We start from the raw sequence: 17,395 nt of genomic DNA, 5'->3' as shown, positions 1-17,395 counted from the left end.
CACCAGTCTATTGCCGTTCCACCAGCCCGTTCCCTCCGGTTTTTCCGGGCGGCGGCCCCCCGGGGGCGTACGCCTCGACGCGCGCCCTGCGCATATGCGCATACGCCCCTCCAGCGTGACCCCTCACGAGCTGGCGCGTTGGTCAAGGAAGAGTTGACCAACCAAGGGCCACAGATGCGGCCCGATCCGTTTCAACGCCGGTTCGAGAGGCTTGTTCATGGCCGACCACGCAACCCACGACGCCCAGGCACGGGCCAGCCTGCACCTCCTGGTACGGGACATCGAGCGGGTCCGCCGGCAGGTGGACGCACTGCGCACCCTCACCGCCCAGCTGGGCAACGTCTACCGCCCGCGCCGCTCCGGCCCCTCCGCGGGCTTCGTCGTCTACGGGCGCGCGCCCGCCCCGACCGTCCGCCTCGCCCAGGAGCTGCGCGACAGCGTCGAGACCCTGGTGACCGCCGCGGTGGACTTCGACCGCTCGCTGGGCTTCTCGTGGGACGCCGTGGGCTCGGCGCTCGGCGTGACGAAGCAGGCGGTGCACCGCCGGTACGGGGCCCGCAGGGCGGCGGCCCAGGCGGCCGCCGACGCCGAGCGCGCCACGGAGACGGTGGGGGCACGGCCCCCCGTCCCCATCGGTACGGCGACGATCCCGACCGTGCCGGCCGCCCGCTCCATGCCCACGCAGCCGACCGCCGGCAGCGCCGTCCTCCGTGAGGAGGCCCGCCCGACCGCCTTCCCCGGCCCACGCAACGGGTAAGCCCACCGGCTCCCCGCACGGGGCCGTCGCCCCCGGCTCCGGTCGATTGCCCCGACCGGAACGGGGGGCGGCGGCCCCGTCGCGTGCCGTGAGCCATGCTGCGGGTCGGTGGGGGCTGGTCGCGCCCCGCGGCGAAGCCGCTGATGACACGGCCCCGCGCCCCTGAAGGCTTGCGGCTTCGCCGCGCCTTCCCCGATGAAGGCTGCCGCTCAGCTCATCGGGGAAATGCTGCGCGCAGCGCACGCATTTAAGGGGCGCGGGGAACTGCGCGACCAGCCCCCACGAACCCGCAGACAAACCCCCGCACCGTAAAGCGCCCCGTCAGCCGATGTCCGGTGGATCCACCCGCACCCGCACCGGCTCCACCCCACCCCTCGCCATCCGCGCCGCCTGCGCCCGCTTCAGCGCCGCCGCGAGAGCGGAACCGCTGCCGGGGGGCACCCTGACCAGGACCCTTTCCCAGTGCTCCCCCGGCGGCGGCGCCCCGGGCCGGCGCGACGGGCCCGCGGGCGCATCCGGCACCGGGACCGGGCCCAACACCTCGGCGTCTCCTGGCAGTTCCACCGCCGACAGGAACTCGGCAAGGGCGTCGGGCGTGCCGGACACCGCCGCCATGCGTGACACGGGCGGGAACCCGAGCTCGGCGCGCTCGGAGAGCTCCCGCACCGCGTGCCCCACCGGGTCCCACCGCACCAGCGCCTGGACCGGCCGCAGCGTCGGCTCGGCCACGATCACCACCGTGCCGCCCGTCCCCTGCGGTCTGACCAGCGAAGCCGCCGCGATCCAGCGCCGCAGCGCGTCCTCGCCCGCCCGCAGATCGGGGCGGCCCAGCATCGCCCAGCCGTCGAGCAGGAGCGCCGCCGCGTACCCGCCCTCGGCCACCGGCTCCGCACCCGGCGTACTCACGACCAGGGACGGCGCCCCCGGCACCGTGTCGAGCACCTGCTCACGCCCTGACGTGCGTACCGGCACCGCGGGAAACGCCCGGCCCAGTTCCTCCGCCGTCCTGCGTGCCCCCACGACCTGCGCCCGCAGCCGGAACCCCCCGCACTCCTGGCAGTGCCAGGCGCTCTCCTCCTGACCGCACCAGCCGCACTTCAGGGCGGCGGTACCCTCGCTCGCCTCCAGCGGCCCCGCGCAGTGCCGGCAGCGGGCGGGCTCCCGGCACTGCTCGCAAGCGAGCCGGGGCACATAGCCACGCCTCGGCACCTGCACCAGCACAGGCCCCTTCTTCAGCCCTTCCCGCACCACCTGCCACGCGAGCGTCGGCAGTCGTGCCGCGCGCGCGGCCTCGTCGCGCGCGAGATCGCCGTCCCCCACGGTCCGTACGAGGGGCGCGGCGCCCCGCACCTGCTCACGCCCGGCGACGATGGGCGCCGCCCAACCACTCTCGACGAGCTGCGCGGCCTCCACCGTGCAGCTCCAACTCCCCAGCAGGAACGCGCACTTGTCGTGCGCGGCCCGCAGCAGCAGGACGTCACGCGCATGCGGCTGCGGCGCGTGCGGCTCGGCATGGCTGGAGTCACCGTCGTCCCATATGACCACGAGCCCCAGATCCCGCACGGGGGCGAACATCGCGGCCCGGGTGCCCACCACCGCCCGCACCGACCCGCGCCGCACCCCGAGCCATTCCCGGTACCGCTTCTCGGGTCCCGCGTCGGCGGTCAGCACGGCGTGCCTCCCCTCGCCGAGGACGGCGCTCAGCGCGGCGTCGACCCGCGCGACCACCCGCCCGTCGGGGACCACGACCAGGGCGCCTCGCCCCGAGGAGAGGGTGGCGGCGACGGCGCGCGCCACCTCGTCGGCCCACTCGGGTCCCGGCAGCGCGTTCCACACCGCCCGGGGTGAGCCGCCCGACGCGAGGGCCTCCAGGAACCCCGGCCCGCGCTCGTACCGGCGCCAGCTCCCCGCGTCCGGCGCGGGCGGGGGCGGCAGCGGCTCGGGCGACGGCTTCTTCTCGGCACGGGCGCTGCGCGGCGGAACGGCCAGCTGCAGTACGTCGGCGAGGCTTCCCGCGTACCGGTCGGCGACGGCGCGGGCGAGGCCGAGGAGTTCCTCCCCGAGGACGGGCTCGGGCGACACGACCTGGGCGAGCGCGGCGAGGGGGCCCGAGTAGTCGGACCCGGCGACGCGCGCGACGACGAACCCGTCGATCAGGCCGCCGCCCTCGCGGCGCCCGTCCCGCACGGAGTGCTTCCCGGCTCCGAACCGCACGCGCACCCGCACCCCCGGCTGCGCGTCCGCGTCGAGCTCCTCGGGCACCGCGTAATCGAAGTAACGGTCGAGATGCAGCACGCCCTTGTCCACGAGGACGCGGGCCACGGGAAGCTCTTTCGCCAGCGGCGCGCCTCGCCAGGTCCGAGGCTTCGCCTTCGGCACGTTGGTGCGCCGCACGGTCTCGCGAATGAACGCGAGCTGCTCCGGCTCGGGGCGGTCGTTCTGGCTGCTCACATTGCCATTCCTACCAGAGGGGTCGGACATCGCCGTGCGGGCCGGTGGGGGCTGATCGCGCCGTTCCCCGCGCCCCTTAAATGCATGCGCTGCGCGCAGCATTTCCCCGATGAAGGCGCGGCGAAGTCGCAAGCCTTCTAGGGGCGCGGGGAACTGCGCGACCAGCCCCCACGAACCCGCACCCAAAAACAAAACCGGGGCCCGCCCCTCCCGCAAGGGAGAAGCCGGGCCCCGGTCCGAGCCAGAAACCGCCTACAGGCCGGCAGCCTTACGCAGCGCGTCCACGCGATCCGTCCGCTCCCACGTGAAGTCGGGAAGCGCCCGCCCGAAGTGGCCGTAGGCCGCCGTCTGCGAGTAGATCGGGCGGAGCAGGTCGAGGTCGCGGATGATCGCGGCGGGGCGGAGGTCGAAGACCTCGGTGATCGCCTGCTCGATCTTGTCCGTGTCCACCGTCGCCGTACCGAAGGTCTCGACGAAGAGACCGACCGGCTCGGCCTTGCCGATCGCGTACGCGACCTGGACCTCGCAGCGGGACGCGAGGCCGGCGGCGACGACGTTCTTCGCTACCCAGCGCATCGCGTACGCGGCGGAGCGGTCGACCTTCGACGGGTCCTTGCCCGAGAAGGCGCCACCCCCGTGGCGGGCGTAGCCGCCGTACGTGTCGATGATGATCTTGCGGCCGGTGAGGCCCGCGTCGCCCATCGGGCCGCCGATCTCGAAGCGGCCGGTCGGGTTCACCAGGAGGCGGTAGCCCTCGGTGTCCAGCTTGATGCCGTCGTCGAGGAGCGCCTTCAGCTCCGGCTCCACGACGAACTCGCGGATGTCGGGGGCGAGCAGCGACTCCAGGTCGATGTCCGACGCGTGCTGCGAGGAGACGACGACCGTGTCGAGGCGGACGGCCTTGTCGCCGTCGTACTCGATGGTGACCTGGGTCTTACCGTCCGGGCGGAGGTAAGGGATCGTGCCGTTCTTGCGGACCTCGGAGAGGCGCCGCGAGAGACGGTGCGCGAGGTGGATCGGGAGCGGCATGAGCTCGGGCGTCTCGTCGCACGCGTAGCCGAACATCAGGCCCTGGTCGCCCGCGCCCTGCTTGTCGAGCTCGTCGTCGTCACCCTCGACCCGCTTCTCGTACGCGGTGTCGACGCCCTGGGCGATGTCGGGGGACTGCGAGCCGATGGACACCGACACGCCGCAGGAGGCGCCGTCGAAGCCCTTCTTCGAGGAGTCGTAGCCGATCTCGAGGATCTTGTCGCGTACGAGCTGCGCGATCGGCGCGTACGCCTTGGTGGTGACCTCGCCGGCCACGTGCACGAGGCCCGTGGTGATCAGCGTCTCGACGGCGACGCGGGACGTGGGGTCCTCGCGAAGCAGCGCGTCGAGAATGGTGTCGCTGATCTGGTCAGCGATCTTGTCGGGGTGACCCTCGGTCACGGACTCCGAGGTGAACAGGCGACGGGACACAACGCTCCCTGTGGTTGCAGCGGCTGCTGGCTGATCATTTGCGGACGGCCGGGGGCTGCGCCCGGCGTCGTCCTGGACCAGTTTATCGGTCACTCTCGGCCGCTGGACCACGTGTCTCGCCACTTGGGAGTGCTGTGACCAGCGGCACTGCATTCTGCGGTACGACGATCGGCCTCAGGAAGGGGCCCGAGCGCCCGAAATTGCCGTATTTCTCACGGTACGACACCTCCGCTGGAGCGAAAGCGGTCATCACTGGCCGTTGTAGATCCGTTCCTGCTCCAGAGTGTCACCGGCGGACACCAGGCGGGCGACAACGTCCCAGATCGTGTCGGAAAGCACTTCCTTCGGCCCGTACGGAACCGGCGTCTCGCTGCCGTCCGCGCCGAGCAGGACCGCCTCGTTCTCCTCGGAGCCGAAGGTCTTGCGCTCCCCCACCTCGTTGACGACGAGCAGGTCACAGCCCTTGCGGGCCAGTTTCTTGCGGCCGTTGGCGAGGACGTCGTCCGTCTCGGCGGCGAAGCCGACGACGACCTGTCCCGGGCGCGAGCGGTCCGCCGAGATCTCGGCGAGGATGTCGGGGTTGCGGACGAGGAAGATCGGCTCGGGCTCGTGCCCGTCCTTCTTCTTGATCTTCCCTGTGGCGTACGTCTCGGGGCGGAAGTCCGCCACCGCGGCCGCCATGACCACCACGTCGGCGCCGGTGGCCGCCCTGATGACGGCCTCGCGCAGCTCCACGGCCGTGCCGACGTGGACGACGTCGACGCCGGCCGGGTCGGGCAGCGCCGCGTTCGCCGAGAGGAGGGTGACGCGGGCGCCGCGGGCCACCGCCGTACGCGCGAGGGCGTAGCCCTGCTTGCCGGAGGAGCGGTTTCCGAGGAAGCGGACCGGGTCGAGGGGTTCGCGGGTGCCGCCCGCGCTGATGACGACGTGGCGTCCGGCGAGGTCCTGGACGGCCGCACGCTCCCCGCGCGCGAGGACCCGGCGCGCGAACTCGAAGATCTCGACCGGGTCGGGGAAGCGGCCCTTGCCCGTGTCGACGCCGGTGAGGCGGCCGACGGCGGGGTCGATGACGAGGGCGCCGCGGCGCCGGAGCGTGGCGACGTTCTCCTGGGTGGCCGGGTGCTCCCACATCTCCGTGTGCATGGCGGGGGCGAAGACGACCGGACAGCGGGCGGTCAGGAGCGTGTTCGTGAGGAGGTCGTCGGCGAGGCCGTGCGCGGCCTTGGCGAGCATGTCGGCGGTGGCGGGCGCGACGATCACGAGGTCGGCGTGCTGGCCGATCCGTACGTGCGGCACCTCGTGGACGGAGTCCCACACCTCGGTCGAGACCGGGTTGCCGGACAGCGCCGACCAGGTCGCCGCCCCCACGAACTGCAGGGCGGAGTCCGTCGGCACGACGCGTACGTCGTGTCCCGACTCGGTCAGCCGGCGCAGGAGTTCGCACGCCTTGTAGGCGGCGATTCCACCACTGACCCCCAGAACGACCTTCGGCTTGTCCACCGTCTGTGCCTCCCCGCACCTGTTCAAGAACCCGCACCTGTTCAAGAAAACGTTTCGTACGCCTCCATGACACACCACAGGCCCGGCAGTGTCGCTGCCGGGCCTGTGGTGAAGGAAGAAAAACTGTGCCTACTGCGCGGGGCCCTCGATGGCCTCGGAGGTCAGCAGACCCGCGTTGATCTCGCGGAGCGCGATCGACAGGGGCTTCTCGTGGACGTGCGTGTCGACGAGCGGGCCGACGTACTCGAGCAGGCCCTCACCGAGCTGCGAGTAGTACGCGTTGATCTGACGCGCGCGCTTGGCGGCGTAGATGACCAGGCTGTACTTCGAGTCGGTGGCTTCGAGCAGCTCATCAATCGGCGGGTTGATGATGCCCTCGGGCGCGGTAATGGAAGAGGACACTCTCTGCCTTCCGATGGGGTGAAGAATGAGGTAAAGATCAAAGAACCTTCACCAAGGCTAGCAGCTCACGCGCTACATCCTCGACGGAGGTATTGACAAGGGTCGTATCGAATTCCGCCTCGGCCGCGAGCTCCACCTTGGCGGCCGCGAGCCGGCGCTCGATGACCTCGGGGGCCTCGGTCCCCCGGCCGGTGAGCCGGCGGACCAGCTCGTCCCAGCTCGGCGGGGCGAGGAAGACGAGCTGCGCCTCGGGCATGGACTCGCGCACGAGCCTGGCGCCCTGGAGGTCGATCTCGAGGAGGACGGGTTCGCCCGACTCGAGCCGGTCCAGGACGGCCCTGCGCGGGGTCCCGTACCGGTTGCCCGCGAACTCGGCCCACTCGAGGAGTTCGCCGTTGGCGATCAGCTTGTCCATCTCCTCGTCGGTGACGAAGAAGTAGTGGACACCGTGCTTCTCGCCGGGGCGCGGCTTGCGGGTCGTCGCCGACACCGAGAGCCAGACCTCGGGGTGAACCTTGCGCATATGAGCGACGACCGTGCTCTTGCCGACCCCTGAGGGGCCGGAGAGCACGGTCAGCCGCGGACGTGCGTCCGGGGGTACGGGGGTCGTCCCCCGGGATGTTGCAGCCATGCACCGATTATTCCAGCAATCCCGTGGTGCCCGGACCAGCCGGTCCGGGCACCCGGAATCAGGCGCCGGTGCTGCCGAACTCGCGCTCCAGGGACGCGATCTGGTTGGAACCCAGTCCGCGCACGCGGCGGCTCTCGGAGATTCCGAGCCGCTCCATGATCTGCTTGGCGCGGACCTTGCCCACGCCGGGGAGGGACTCCAGGAGGGCGGAGACCTTCATCTTGCCGATGACGTCGTTCTCCTGCCCCTGCTTGATGACCTCGTGCAAGGAGGCGCCGGAGTGCTTGAGTCGATTCTTGACCTCGGCCCGCTCCCGGCGAGCCGCGGCGGCCTTTTCGAGCGCGGCTGCGCGCTGTTCAGGGGTAAGGGGCGGAAGAGCCACGCCTACGTCACCTCGGATGTCGAACTGTCGGATACGGACCGGTGAGGAACCTAGTCGCCCCACACCTGGTGAGCAACGAGCAATGTGCTTACCCGTTGGCTCTCGACGGAGACTAGCGGCCCGGGCCGCCTGAGTCAGCGAGAACAGACGAAAAGTCCTGGTCAGCCTCCATCGAGCCCGACATTACAGACAAATCGCCCCGGATTTCGGTCCGGATCCGGATGTGAAGCCCTCCCCGAGGCCTCACTGAAACATCACGGAATGGTCAAAGAAGCTCTTCGGGGCCCTCCCGGGGACCCTCACAGCACCCCGACAGGCCCTCTCATCACCTCGAATCAGCACGTCGAAGGCCCCCGCACGGGGCGTGCGGGGGCCTTCGGGGGCGCATCGGAGGTCAGGCGGAGGCGACCGCCGCGCGGACCTCGTCGGCGAAGCGGACCGACGCCTCGCGCAGGGCGCCGACCGACGGCCCGGCCTTCAGGACGGCGCGGCTGACGTTCGGGACGACGTTGCGCGCGGCCGCGCCGAAGACGGCCGGCAGATCCGCCGGGGTCGCGCCCTGGGCGCCGATGCCGGGCGCCAGGAGCGGACCGTTGATGTCCAGGTCGTACGAGGACAGGTCACCGAGGGTCGCCCCGACGACGGCGCCGAAGGAGCCCATGGGCGTCTCGCCCGCGTTCTCCTCGGCGAGATGGGCGAGCATCGTCGCGCCCACGTTCCGTCCGTCGGCGCGCACCGCGTGCTGGACCTCGCCGCCCTCCGGATTGGAGGTGAGGGCGAGGACGAAGAGCCCGGCGCCGGACTCGCGCGCCAGGTCGACGGCGGGCTTGAGGGACCCGTAGCCGAGGTACGGCGAGACGGTCAGGGCGTCCGAGAACAGCGGGGAGTCCTTGTGCAGGAAGGTCTCCGCGTACGCGGCCATGGTGGAGCCGATGTCGCCGCGCTTGGCGTCCATGACGACGAGCGTGCCGGCGGCGCGCAGGTCGGCGACGGCGCGCTCCAGGACGGCGACGCCGCGCGAGCCGAAGCGCTCGAAGAAGGCCGACTGCGGCTTGACGACGGCGACGGTGTCGGCGAGGGCCTCGACGGAGATCCGCGTGAAGCGCTCCAGGCCGTCGATGTCGTCGTTCAGGCCCCAGGCCGACAGGAGCGCGGCGTGCGGGTCGATGCCGACGCACAGGGGGCCGCGCTCGTCCATGGCGCGGCGCAGGCGGGCGCCGAAGGGCTCGAGAACGGTCATGCGCGGGCCTTCTTCACGTCGGCGCCGACGGCGTCGGCGAGGGTGGCGTACGGAGAGTTGTTCAGGCGGGCGGCGAGGCCCTTGTGGATCGCGCGGGCGTAGAACGGGCCTTCGTAGATGAAGGCGCTGTAGCCCTGGACCAGGGTGGCGCCGGCGAGGATGCGCTGCCAGGCGTCCTCGGCGTTCTCGATGCCGCCGACGCCCACGAGGGTGATGCGGTCGCCCACGCGCGCGTAGAGGCGCCGCAGGACCTCCAGGGAGCGGGTCTTCAGGGGGGCGCCGGACAGGCCGCCGGTCTCCTTCACGAGGGACGGGTCGGAGGTCAGGCCGAGGCCGTCGCGCGCGATGGTGGTGTTCGTGGCGATGATCCCGTCGAGGCCGAGCTCGACCGCCAGGTCGGCGACGGCGTCGACGTCCTCGTCGGCCAGGTCGGGGGCGATCTTGACGAGGAGCGGGACGCGGCGCGAGGTGACCGTGCGGTCGGCGGCCTCGCGCACGGCGGTCAGGAGCGGGCGCAGCGCCTCGGTGGCCTGGAGGTTGCGCAGCCCGGGCGTGTTCGGCGACGAGACGTTCACGACGAGGTAGTCGGCGTGGGCGGCGAGCCGCTCGGTCGACTTCACGTAGTCGCCGGCGGCCTCCTCCTCGGGCACGACCTTGGTCTTGCCGATGTTGACGCCGACGGTCGCCTTGAAGACGGCCTTGCGGGCCGCCAGGCGGTCCGCCACGGCTGCGGAGCCCTCGTTGTTGAAGCCCATGCGGTTGATGAGCGCGCGGTCCTGCACGAGGCGGAACAGGCGCTTCTTGGGGTTGCCGGGCTGCGGCTCGCCCGTGACGGTGCCGATCTCGATGTGGTCGAAGCCGAGCATCGTCATGCCGTCGATCGCGACGGCGTTCTTGTCGAAGCCGGCCGCGAGCCCGAAGGGGCCGTGCATGCGCAGGCCGAAGGCCTCCGTGCGCAGCTCCTTGTGGCGGGGCGCGAGGGCGGCGGCCACGAAGGTGCGCAGGACGGGGACACGGGCCGCGAGGCGGATCCAGCGGAAGGCCAGGTGGTGGGCCTGCTCGGGGTCCATGCGCTTGAAGACGAGGTTGAAGAAGAATTTGTACATCGTGGGTGTCCTCACACTGAGGGGGACACCGTTTCCGGTGTCCCCCTCATGGGCTGCTAGTCGCGGGCCGCGGTCAGGTGTTCCGCGTGTTCCTGGAGCGAACGGACGCCCACGTCACCGTGGTTGAGCGCGTCGATGCCCTGGACGGCGGCCGCGAGGGCCTGGACCGTGGTCAGGCACGGCACGCTGCGCGCCACCGCGGCGGTACGGATCTCGTAGCCGTCGAGGCGGCCGCCGGTGCCGTACGGGGTGTTGACGATGAGGTCGACCTGGCCGTCGTGGATGAGCTGGACGATGGTCTTCTCGCCGTTCGGGCCCTCGCCCTCGCTGAGCTTGCGCACGACCGTGGCGTTGATGCCGTTGCGGCGCAGGACCTCGGCGGTGCCGGAGGTGGCCATCAGCTCGAAGCCGTGGGCGACGAGTTCGCGGGCCGGGAAGATCATCGTGCGCTTGTCCCGGTTGGCGACCGAGATGAACGCGCGGCCCTTCGTCGGCAGCGGACCGTAGGCGCCCGCCTGCGACTTGGCGTAGGCCGTGCCGAACACCGAGTCGATGCCCATGACCTCGCCGGTGGAGCGCATCTCCGGGCCGAGGACCGTGTCGACACCGCGTCCGTGGACGTCGCGGAAGCGGCTCCACGGCATCACGGCCTCCTTGACGGAGATCGGCGCGTCCAGCGGCAGCGTGCCGCCGTCGCCCTCCTTGGGCAGCATGCCCTCGGCGCGCAGCTCGGCGACGGTCGCGCCGAGCGAGATGCGGGCGGCGGCCTTCGCGAGCGGCACCGCGGTCGCCTTCGAGGTGAAGGGGACGGTGCGCGAGGCGCGCGGGTTGGCCTCGAGGACGTAGAGGATGTCACCCGCCATCGCGAACTGGATGTTGATGAGTCCGCGGACGCCGACGCCCTTGGCGATGGCCTCGGTGGAGGCGCGCAGGCGCTTGATGTCGAAGCCGCCGAGCGTGATCGGGGGCAGGGCGCACGCCGAGTCGCCGGAGTGGATGCCGGCCTCCTCGATGTGCTCCATGACGCCGCCGAGGTAGAGCTCGTGGCCGTCGTAGAGCGCGTCCACGTCGATCTCGATCGCGTCGTCGAGGAAGCGGTCGACGAGGACCGGGCGGGACGGCGAGATCTCCGTGGACTCCTCGATGTACGAGGCGAGGCGGGTCTCGTCGTACACGATCTCCATGCCGCGGCCGCCGAGGACGTACGACGGGCGGACGAGGACCGGGTAGCCGATCTCGTCGGCGATGGCCTTGGCCTCGGAGAAGGTGGTGGCGGTGCCGTGCTTGGGGGCGGGGAGGCCCGCCTCGGCGAGGACGCGGCCGAAGGCGCCGCGGTCCTCGGCGGCGTGGATGGCCTCGGGCGAGGTGCCCACGACCGGTACGCCGTTGTCCTTGAGCGCCTGCGACAGACCCAGCGGGGTCTGGCCGCCGAGCTGGACGACGACGCCCGCGACCGGGCCCGCCAGGGACTCGGCGTGGACGATCTCAAGCACGTCTTCGAGCGTCAGCGGCTCGAAGTACAGGCGGTCGGAGGTGTCGTAGTCCGTGGACACGGTCTCCGGGTTGCAGTTGACCATCACGGTCTCGTAGCCCGCGTCGCTGAGCGCGAAGGAGGCGTGGACGCAGGAGTAGTCGAACTCGATGCCCTGGCCGATGCGGTTCGGGCCGGAGCCCAGGATGATCACGGCCGGCTTCTCGCGCGGGGCGACCTCGGTCTCCTCGTCGTACGAGGAGTAGAAGTACGGGGTCTTGGCGGCGAACTCGGCGGCGCAGGTGTCCACCGTCTTGTAGACCGGGCGGACGCCGAGGGCGTGGCGGACCTCGCGGACGACGTCCTCGCGCAGGCCGCGGATCTCGGCGATCTGGGCGTCGGAGAAGCCGTGGCGCTTGGCCTCGGCGATCAGGTCGACGTCGAGGCGCTCGGCGGCGGCCAGCTCGTCCGCGATCTCCTTGATGAGGAAGAGCTGGTCGACGAACCAGGGGTCGATCTTCGTGGACTCGAAGACCTCTTCCTGGGTGGCGCCGGCGCGGATGGCCTGCATGACGGTGTTGATGCGGCCGTCGGTCGGGCGGACGGCCTCTTCCAAAAGAAGAGCCTTGTCGCCGGTCTCGCCGACGAAGGTGAACTGGCTGCCCTTCTTCTCCAGGGAGCGCAGCGCCTTCTGCAGTGCCTCGGTGAAGTTGCGGCCGATCGCCATGGCCTCGCCCACCGACTTCATGGTGGTGGTGAGGGTGGAGTCGGCGGACGGGAACTTCTCGAAGGCGAAGCGCGGGGCCTTCACGACGACGTAGTCGAGGGTCGGCTCGAAGGAGGCCGGCGTCTTCTCGGTGATGTCGTTCGGGATCTCGTCGAGCGTGTAGCCGACGGCCAGCTTGGCGGCGATCTTGGCGATCGGGAAGCCGGTGGCCTTGGAGGCGAGCGCCGAGGACCGGGAGACGCGCGGGTTCATCTCGATGACGATGACGCGGCCGTCGTCCGGGTTGATCGCGAACTGGATGTTGCAGCCGCCGGTGTCGACGCCGACCTCGCGGATGATCGCGATGCCGATGTCGCGCAGCCGCTGGTACTCGCGGTCGGTGAGCGTCATCGCCGGGGCGACGGTGATCGAGTCACCGGTGTGGACGCCCATGGGGTCGAAGTTCTCGATGGAGCAGACGACCACGACGTTGTCGTGCTTGTCGCGCATCAGCTCCAGCTCGTACTCCTTCCAGCCGAGGATGGACTCCTCCAGGAGCACCTCGGTGGTCGGGGAGAGCGTGAGGCCCTGGCCTGCGATGCGGCGCAGCTCGTCCTCGTCGTGCGCGAAGCCGGAGCCGGCGCCGCCCATGGTGAAGGACGGGCGGACGACGACGGGGTAGCCGCCGAGCGTGTCCACGCCCGCGACGACCTCGTCCATGGTGTGGCAGATGACCGAGCGGGCGGACTCGCCGTACCCGATCTTCTCCTTGACGGCTTCGACGACGCCCTTGAACAGGTCGCGGTCCTCGCCCTTGTTGATGGCCTCGACGTTGGCGCCGATGAGCTCGACGCCGTACTTCTCCAGGACGCCGTTCTCGTGCATGGAGATCGCGGTGTTGAGCGCGGTCTGGCCGCCGAGGGTGGGCAGGAGCGCGTCGGGGCGCTCCTTGGCGATGATCTTCTCGACGAACCCGGGGGTGATCGGCTCGACGTACGTGGCGTCGGCGATCTCCGGGTCGGTCATGATCGTGGCCGGGTTGGAGTTCACGAGGATGACCCGCAGGCCCTCGGCGCGCAGGATGCGGCAGGCCTGGGTACCGGAGTAGTCGAACTCGGCGGCCTGGCCGATGACGATCGGACCGGAGCCGATGACCAGGACGGACTGGATATCGGTGCGCTTAGGCACGCTGGCCCTCCATGAGCTCTACGAAGCGGTCGAACAGGTACGCGGCGTCGTGCGGGCCGGCGGCCGCTTCGGGGTGGTACTGGACGGAGAAGGCCGGCTGGTCGAGCAGCTGGAGGCCCTCGACGACCTGGTCGTTCAGGCAGACGTGGGAGACCTCGGCGCGGCCGTACGGGGTGGCGGAGACCTGGTCGAGCGGGGCGTCGACGGCGAATCCGTGGTTGTGCGCGGTGACCTCGACCTTGCCGGTCGTGCGGTCCTGCACGGGCTGGTTGATGCCGCGGTGGCCGTACTTCAGCTTGTAGGTGCCGAAGCCGAGCGCGCGGCCGAGGATCTGGTTGCCGAAGCAGATACCGAAGAGCGGCGTCTTGCGGGCGAGTACGTCCTTCATGACGGCGACGGGGCCGTCGGCGGTGGCCGGGTCGCCCGGACCGTTGGAGAAGAACACGCCGTCGGGGTTCACGGCGTAGACGTCCTCGGCGGTGGCCGTGGCGGGCAGCACGTGGACCTCGATGCCGCGCTCGGCCATGCGGTGCGGGGTCATGCCCTTGATGCCCAGGTCGACCGCGGCGACGGTGAACTTCTTCTCACCGATGGCGGGGACGACGTACGCCTCCTTGGTGGCGACCTCGGCGGAGAGGTTCGCGCCCTGCATCTCGGGGGCCTGGCGGACCTCGGCGAGCATCGTGCCCGCGTCGGGCAGCGCGTTGCCGGAGAAGATGCCGACGCGCATGGCGCCGCGCTCGCGCAGGTGGCGGGTCAGGGCGCGGGTGTCGATGCCGCTGATGCCGACGACGCCCTGCTTGCGCAGCTCCTCGTCGAGGGAGCGCTTGGCGCGCCAGTTGGAGGGCACGCGCGCGGGGTCGCGCACGACGTAACCGGCGACCCAGATCCGCCCGGACTCGGGGTCCTCGTCGTTGACGCCGGTGTTGCCGACGTGCGGGGCGGTCATCACGACGACCTGGCGGTGGTACGACGGGTCGGTCAGGGTCTCCTGGTAGCCGGTCATGCCGGTGGAGAAGACCGCCTCGCCGAAGGTCTCCCCCGTGGCCCCGTAGGCGCGGCCGCGGAAGATGCGGCCGTCCTCCAGGACGAGTACGGCGGGAGCGTGGGCGGCTCCCCGGGTGGAGGTCGTCATCGTGCGGTGCCTTCCGTCGTGTTGATCATGTTGGTCAGGGTGGTGACCCATTCGGCCTGCTCGGCCGCGTGGTCGGAGCGGAATCCGGAGTCGATCAGCTTGTCGCCGTGCGCCCAGGTGACGATCAGGAGACCGCCCTCCGTGAGGACCTTGCCGGCGATGCCCTTGTCGAGGCGGGCCTCGCGCAGCGCGCCCACCGGGATGAAGAAGTCCGTGGCCCCGGGGCGTACGACGTCCAGACCCGCGTCCGTGAGGGTGAGCTCGACGCGGCTACGGGTGCCGAGGCCGTGCGCCACGATGCGGTCGAGCCACTGCCCCGCGGTCGTGGAGCCGTGGTAGCGGCCGCTCAGCTCAAGTCTGGCCGGACCGGGCTCGGACGGCGATCCGGGCAGTGGCGGCTCGCCGCCTCCGTTGAGCGTGGTGGTGGTGGGAGACGGGCGGGCGGGGAGCGGCGGCAGGTCGCCCTGGAGGGTGCCGCGCCACTTCCAGCCCTGGCGCATCAGCCAGTAGACGAGCGTGATGAAGAGCAGCAGTCCGACGATCCAGCCGATCCGGTCGGGCCAGTCCGTCACGTCCGCCGACTTCCGTTCGGCGGCGAGCACTGCCAGAGATTGCGTCAGTCGTGTCACGCGAGCTTCCCGTCGGCGAGGGTGGCCTTGCCCCGCAGCCAGGTGTGGGTGACGCGTCCAGGCAGCTCACGGCCCTCGTAGGGGGTGTTGCGGCTGCGCGAGGCGAAGCCCGCGGGGTCCACCGCTCCACGGTAGTCCGCGTCGACCAGGACGAGGTTCGCGGGCTCGCCCGCCGAGACGGGCCGTCCGTGGCCGGTGGCCCGGCCGATCTGCGCCGGCTTGACGGACATACGGTCGGCGACGCCGGCCCAGTCGAGCAGGCCGGTCTCGACCATCGTCTGCTGGACGACGGACAGGGCCGTCTCCAGGCCGACCATGCCCATGGCCGCCGCGGCCCACTCGCAGTCCTTGTCCTCGTGCGGGTGCGGGGCGTGGTCGGTGGCGACGATGTCGATCGTGCCGTCGGCGAGCGCCTCGCGCAGGGCCATGACGTCCTTCTCCGTACGGAGCGGCGGGTTGACCTTGTAGACGGGGTTGTACGAGCGGACCAGCTCGTCGGTGAGGAGCAGGTGGTGCGGGGTGACCTCGGCGGTGACGTCGATGCCGCGGGACTTGGCCCAGCGCACGATCTCGACGGAGCCGGCGGTCGACAGGTGGCAGATGTGGACGCGGGAGCCGACGTGCTCGGCGAGCAGCACGTCGCGGGCGATGATCGACTCCTCGGCGACGGCGGGCCAGCCGCCGAGGCCCAGCTCGGCGGAGACGATGCCCTCGTTCATCTGGGCGCCCTCGGTGAGGCGGGGCTCCTGCGCGTGCTGGGCGACGACGCCGCCGAAGGCCTTCACGTACTCCAGGGCGCGGCGCATGATCACGGCGTCGTCGACGCACTTGCCGTCGTCGGAGAAGACGGTGACGCCGGCGGCGGACTCGTGCATGGCGCCGAGCTCGGCGAGCTTCTTGCCTTCGAGGCCGACGGTGACGGCGCCGATGGGCTGGACGTCGCAGTAGCCGTGCTCCCGGCCGAGCCGGAAGACCTGCTCGACGACGCCGGCGGTGTCGGCGACGGGGAAGGTGTTGGCCATCGCGAAGACCGAGGTGTAGCCACCGGAGGCGGCGGCCCGGGTGCCGGTGAGGACGGTCTCGGAGTCCTCGCGGCCGGGCTCGCGCAGGTGGGTGTGCAGGTCGACGAGGCCCGGCAGGAGGATCTTGCCGCCGGCCTCGACGACGGTCGCGTCGCCGGCCTCGATACCGGTGCCGACCTGGGCGATGGTCTCGCCGTCGATCAGCACGTCCTGCGGCTCGCCGCCGAGCACCTTCGCACCGCGGATCAGGATCTTGCTCATGGTTACTTGTTCTCCGATTCGACGGGGCGGGCGTGACTGACGGCGGGCTCGTTGCCGCCCAGAAGCAGGTAGAGGACGGCCATCCGCGTGTGCACACCGTTGGCGACCTGCTCGACGACCGTGCAGCGGTCGGAGTCGGCGACCTCGGCGGTGATCTCCATGCCGCGGACCATCGGGCCCGGGTGCATCACGATGGCGTGCTCGGGCATCTTCGCCATGCGCTCGGCGTCCAGGCCGTAGCGGCGGCTGTACTCGCGCTCGGTCGGGAAGAACGCGGCGTTCATCCGCTCGCGCTGGACGCGCAGCAGCATCACGGCGTCGGACTTCGGCAGGGTGCTGTCGAGGTCGTACGAGACCTCGCAGGGCCAGGTCTCGACGCCGACGGGGACCAGGGTGGGCGGGGCGACGACGGTCACCTCGGCGCCGAGGGTGTGCAGCAGGTCGACGTTCGAACGGGCGACGCGGCTGTGCAGGACGTCGCCGACGAGCGTGATGCGCTTGCCTTCGAGGTCCCTGCCGAGTCCGGCGTCACGGCCGACCAGGCGGCGGCGCATCGTGAACGCGTCGAGGAGCGCCTGCGTGGGGTGCTGGTGGGTGCCGTCGCCCGCGTTGATGACGGGGGCGTCGATCCAGCCGGAGTTGGCGAGCCGGTAGGGCGCGCCGGAGGCGCTGTGCCGGATGACGACGGCGTCGACGCCCATCGCCTCCAGGGTCTGGGCGGTGTCCTTGAGGGACTCGCCCTTGGAGACGCTGGATCCCTTGGCGGTGAAGTTGATGACGTCGGCGGACAGGCGCTTCTCGGCGGCTTCGAAGGAGATCCGGGTGCGGGTCGAGTCCTCGAAGAAGAGGTTGCAGATCGTACGGCCGCGCAGCGCGGGCAGTTTCTTGATCGGCCGGTCGGCGACCCGGGCCATCTCCTCGGCGGTGTCGAGGATGAGGACGGCGTCGTCGCGGGTGAGGTCGGCGGCCGAGATGAGGTGTCGCATCATCGGGAGGGCTCCGTAGGAAAGTTCAGGAGTATTCGGGCATACGGGCGCGCGGCGGCACCCTCAG

General features: G+C 71.1%; 14 protein-coding genes. 1 reads left to right on the top strand and 13 read right to left on the bottom strand.

Annotation, left to right across the window (positions count from 1 at the left end; translation table 11 throughout):
* Positions 1-217: 217 nt before the first annotated feature.
* Positions 218-757 (top strand): hypothetical protein, encoded by a 540-nt coding sequence (locus tag EOT10_RS14325; protein ID WP_127828545.1) that lies wholly within the window; start codon positions 218-220, stop codon positions 755-757.
* A 321-nt stretch (positions 758-1,078) separates the two neighbouring features.
* Here EOT10_RS14325 and EOT10_RS14320 read toward each other — a convergent pair whose 3' ends face one another.
* The 13 genes from EOT10_RS14320 to EOT10_RS14260 form a co-directional block, all read right to left on the bottom strand.
* Positions 1,079-3,238: a primosomal protein N' gene (locus EOT10_RS14320; protein WP_127828544.1), complete on the bottom strand. Its 2,160-nt coding sequence runs from the start codon at positions 3,236-3,238 to the stop codon at positions 1,079-1,081.
* Between the two features lie 222 nt (positions 3,239-3,460).
* Positions 3,461-4,669 carry a methionine adenosyltransferase gene (metK, locus tag EOT10_RS14315; RefSeq protein WP_127828543.1) on the bottom strand — a complete coding sequence of 403 codons (1,209 nt, stop codon included), beginning with the start codon at positions 4,667-4,669 and terminating at the stop codon, positions 3,461-3,463.
* Between the two features lie 249 nt (positions 4,670-4,918).
* A complete protein-coding gene (gene coaBC, locus EOT10_RS14310) occupies positions 4,919-6,169 on the bottom strand; it encodes a bifunctional phosphopantothenoylcysteine decarboxylase/phosphopantothenate--cysteine ligase CoaBC (protein WP_127828542.1) in 1,251 nt (416 codons plus the stop codon).
* A 129-nt stretch (positions 6,170-6,298) separates the two neighbouring features.
* Positions 6,299-6,571, bottom strand: coding sequence for a DNA-directed RNA polymerase subunit omega (gene rpoZ, locus EOT10_RS14305; protein WP_005319902.1), 273 nt, complete (start codon positions 6,569-6,571; stop codon positions 6,299-6,301).
* 37 nt (positions 6,572-6,608) lie between these two features.
* Positions 6,609-7,202, bottom strand: coding sequence for a guanylate kinase (gmk, locus tag EOT10_RS14300; RefSeq protein WP_127828541.1), 594 nt, complete (start codon positions 7,200-7,202; stop codon positions 6,609-6,611).
* Positions 7,203-7,260: 58 nt separating this feature from the next.
* On the bottom strand, positions 7,261-7,584 hold the full coding sequence (locus tag EOT10_RS14295; protein ID WP_026246651.1) for an integration host factor: 324 nt from the start codon (positions 7,582-7,584) through the stop codon (positions 7,261-7,263).
* A gap of 394 nt (positions 7,585-7,978) precedes the next feature.
* Entirely contained in the window at positions 7,979-8,824 is an 846-nt protein-coding gene (pyrF, locus tag EOT10_RS14290; RefSeq protein WP_127828540.1) for an orotidine-5'-phosphate decarboxylase, read from the bottom strand.
* Positions 8,821-9,930, bottom strand: a complete 1,110-nt coding sequence (locus EOT10_RS14285; RefSeq protein ID WP_127828539.1) for a quinone-dependent dihydroorotate dehydrogenase — start codon at positions 9,928-9,930, stop codon at positions 8,821-8,823. The genes pyrF and EOT10_RS14285 overlap by 4 nt, the downstream gene beginning before the upstream one ends.
* 56 nt (positions 9,931-9,986) lie before the next feature.
* On the bottom strand, positions 9,987-13,295 hold the full coding sequence (gene carB / locus EOT10_RS14280; protein ID WP_127828538.1) for a carbamoyl-phosphate synthase large subunit: 3,309 nt from the start codon (positions 13,293-13,295) through the stop codon (positions 9,987-9,989).
* Complete coding sequence (carA, locus tag EOT10_RS14275; protein WP_127828537.1) at positions 13,288-14,430, bottom strand: glutamine-hydrolyzing carbamoyl-phosphate synthase small subunit; 1,143 nt, start codon at positions 14,428-14,430, stop codon at positions 13,288-13,290. The genes carB and carA overlap by 8 nt, the downstream gene beginning before the upstream one ends.
* Complete coding sequence (locus tag EOT10_RS14270; protein WP_127828536.1) at positions 14,427-15,059, bottom strand: PH-like domain-containing protein; 633 nt, start codon at positions 15,057-15,059, stop codon at positions 14,427-14,429. Before EOT10_RS14270 ends, carA begins: the two co-directional genes overlap by 4 nt.
* Positions 15,056-16,342: a dihydroorotase gene (locus tag EOT10_RS14265; RefSeq protein ID WP_127828535.1), complete on the bottom strand. Its 1,287-nt coding sequence runs from the start codon at positions 16,340-16,342 to the stop codon at positions 15,056-15,058. Before EOT10_RS14265 ends, EOT10_RS14270 begins: the two co-directional genes overlap by 4 nt.
* A 2-nt stretch (positions 16,343-16,344) precedes the next feature.
* Positions 16,345-17,331, bottom strand: a complete 987-nt coding sequence (locus tag EOT10_RS14260) for an aspartate carbamoyltransferase catalytic subunit (RefSeq protein WP_127828534.1) — start codon at positions 17,329-17,331, stop codon at positions 16,345-16,347.
* Between the last annotated feature and the right edge of the window lie 64 nt (positions 17,332-17,395).

It is taken from the genome of Streptomyces antnestii (assembly GCF_004005495.1).
Lineage (GTDB): Bacteria > Actinomycetota > Actinomycetes > Streptomycetales > Streptomycetaceae > Streptomyces > Streptomyces antnestii.
Note: the sequence above shows the minus strand (reverse complement) of the source record. Positions and strands in the feature narration are given on the sequence as shown.

Bases quoted from the DNA above. Each gene is read 5' to 3' on its own strand.
- EOT10_RS14260 (WP_127828534.1), bottom strand. From the start codon at position 17,331: ATGATGCGACACCTCATCTCGGCCGCCGACCTCACCCGCGACGACGCC.
- gmk (WP_127828541.1), bottom strand. From the start codon at position 7,202: ATGGCTGCAACATCCCGGGGGACGACCCCCGTACCCCCGGACGCACGT.
- EOT10_RS14320 (WP_127828544.1), bottom strand. From the start codon at position 3,238: ATGTCCGACCCCTCTGGTAGGAATGGCAATGTGAGCAGCCAGAACGAC.
- EOT10_RS14265 (WP_127828535.1), bottom strand. From the start codon at position 16,342: ATGAGCAAGATCCTGATCCGCGGTGCGAAGGTGCTCGGCGGCGAGCCG.
- pyrF (WP_127828540.1), bottom strand. From the start codon at position 8,824: ATGACCGTTCTCGAGCCCTTCGGCGCCCGCCTGCGCCGCGCCATGGAC.
- EOT10_RS14325 (WP_127828545.1), top strand. From the start codon at position 218: ATGGCCGACCACGCAACCCACGACGCCCAGGCACGGGCCAGCCTGCAC.
- EOT10_RS14285 (WP_127828539.1), bottom strand. From the start codon at position 9,930: ATGTACAAATTCTTCTTCAACCTCGTCTTCAAGCGCATGGACCCCGAG.
- carA (WP_127828537.1), bottom strand. From the start codon at position 14,430: ATGACGACCTCCACCCGGGGAGCCGCCCACGCTCCCGCCGTACTCGTC.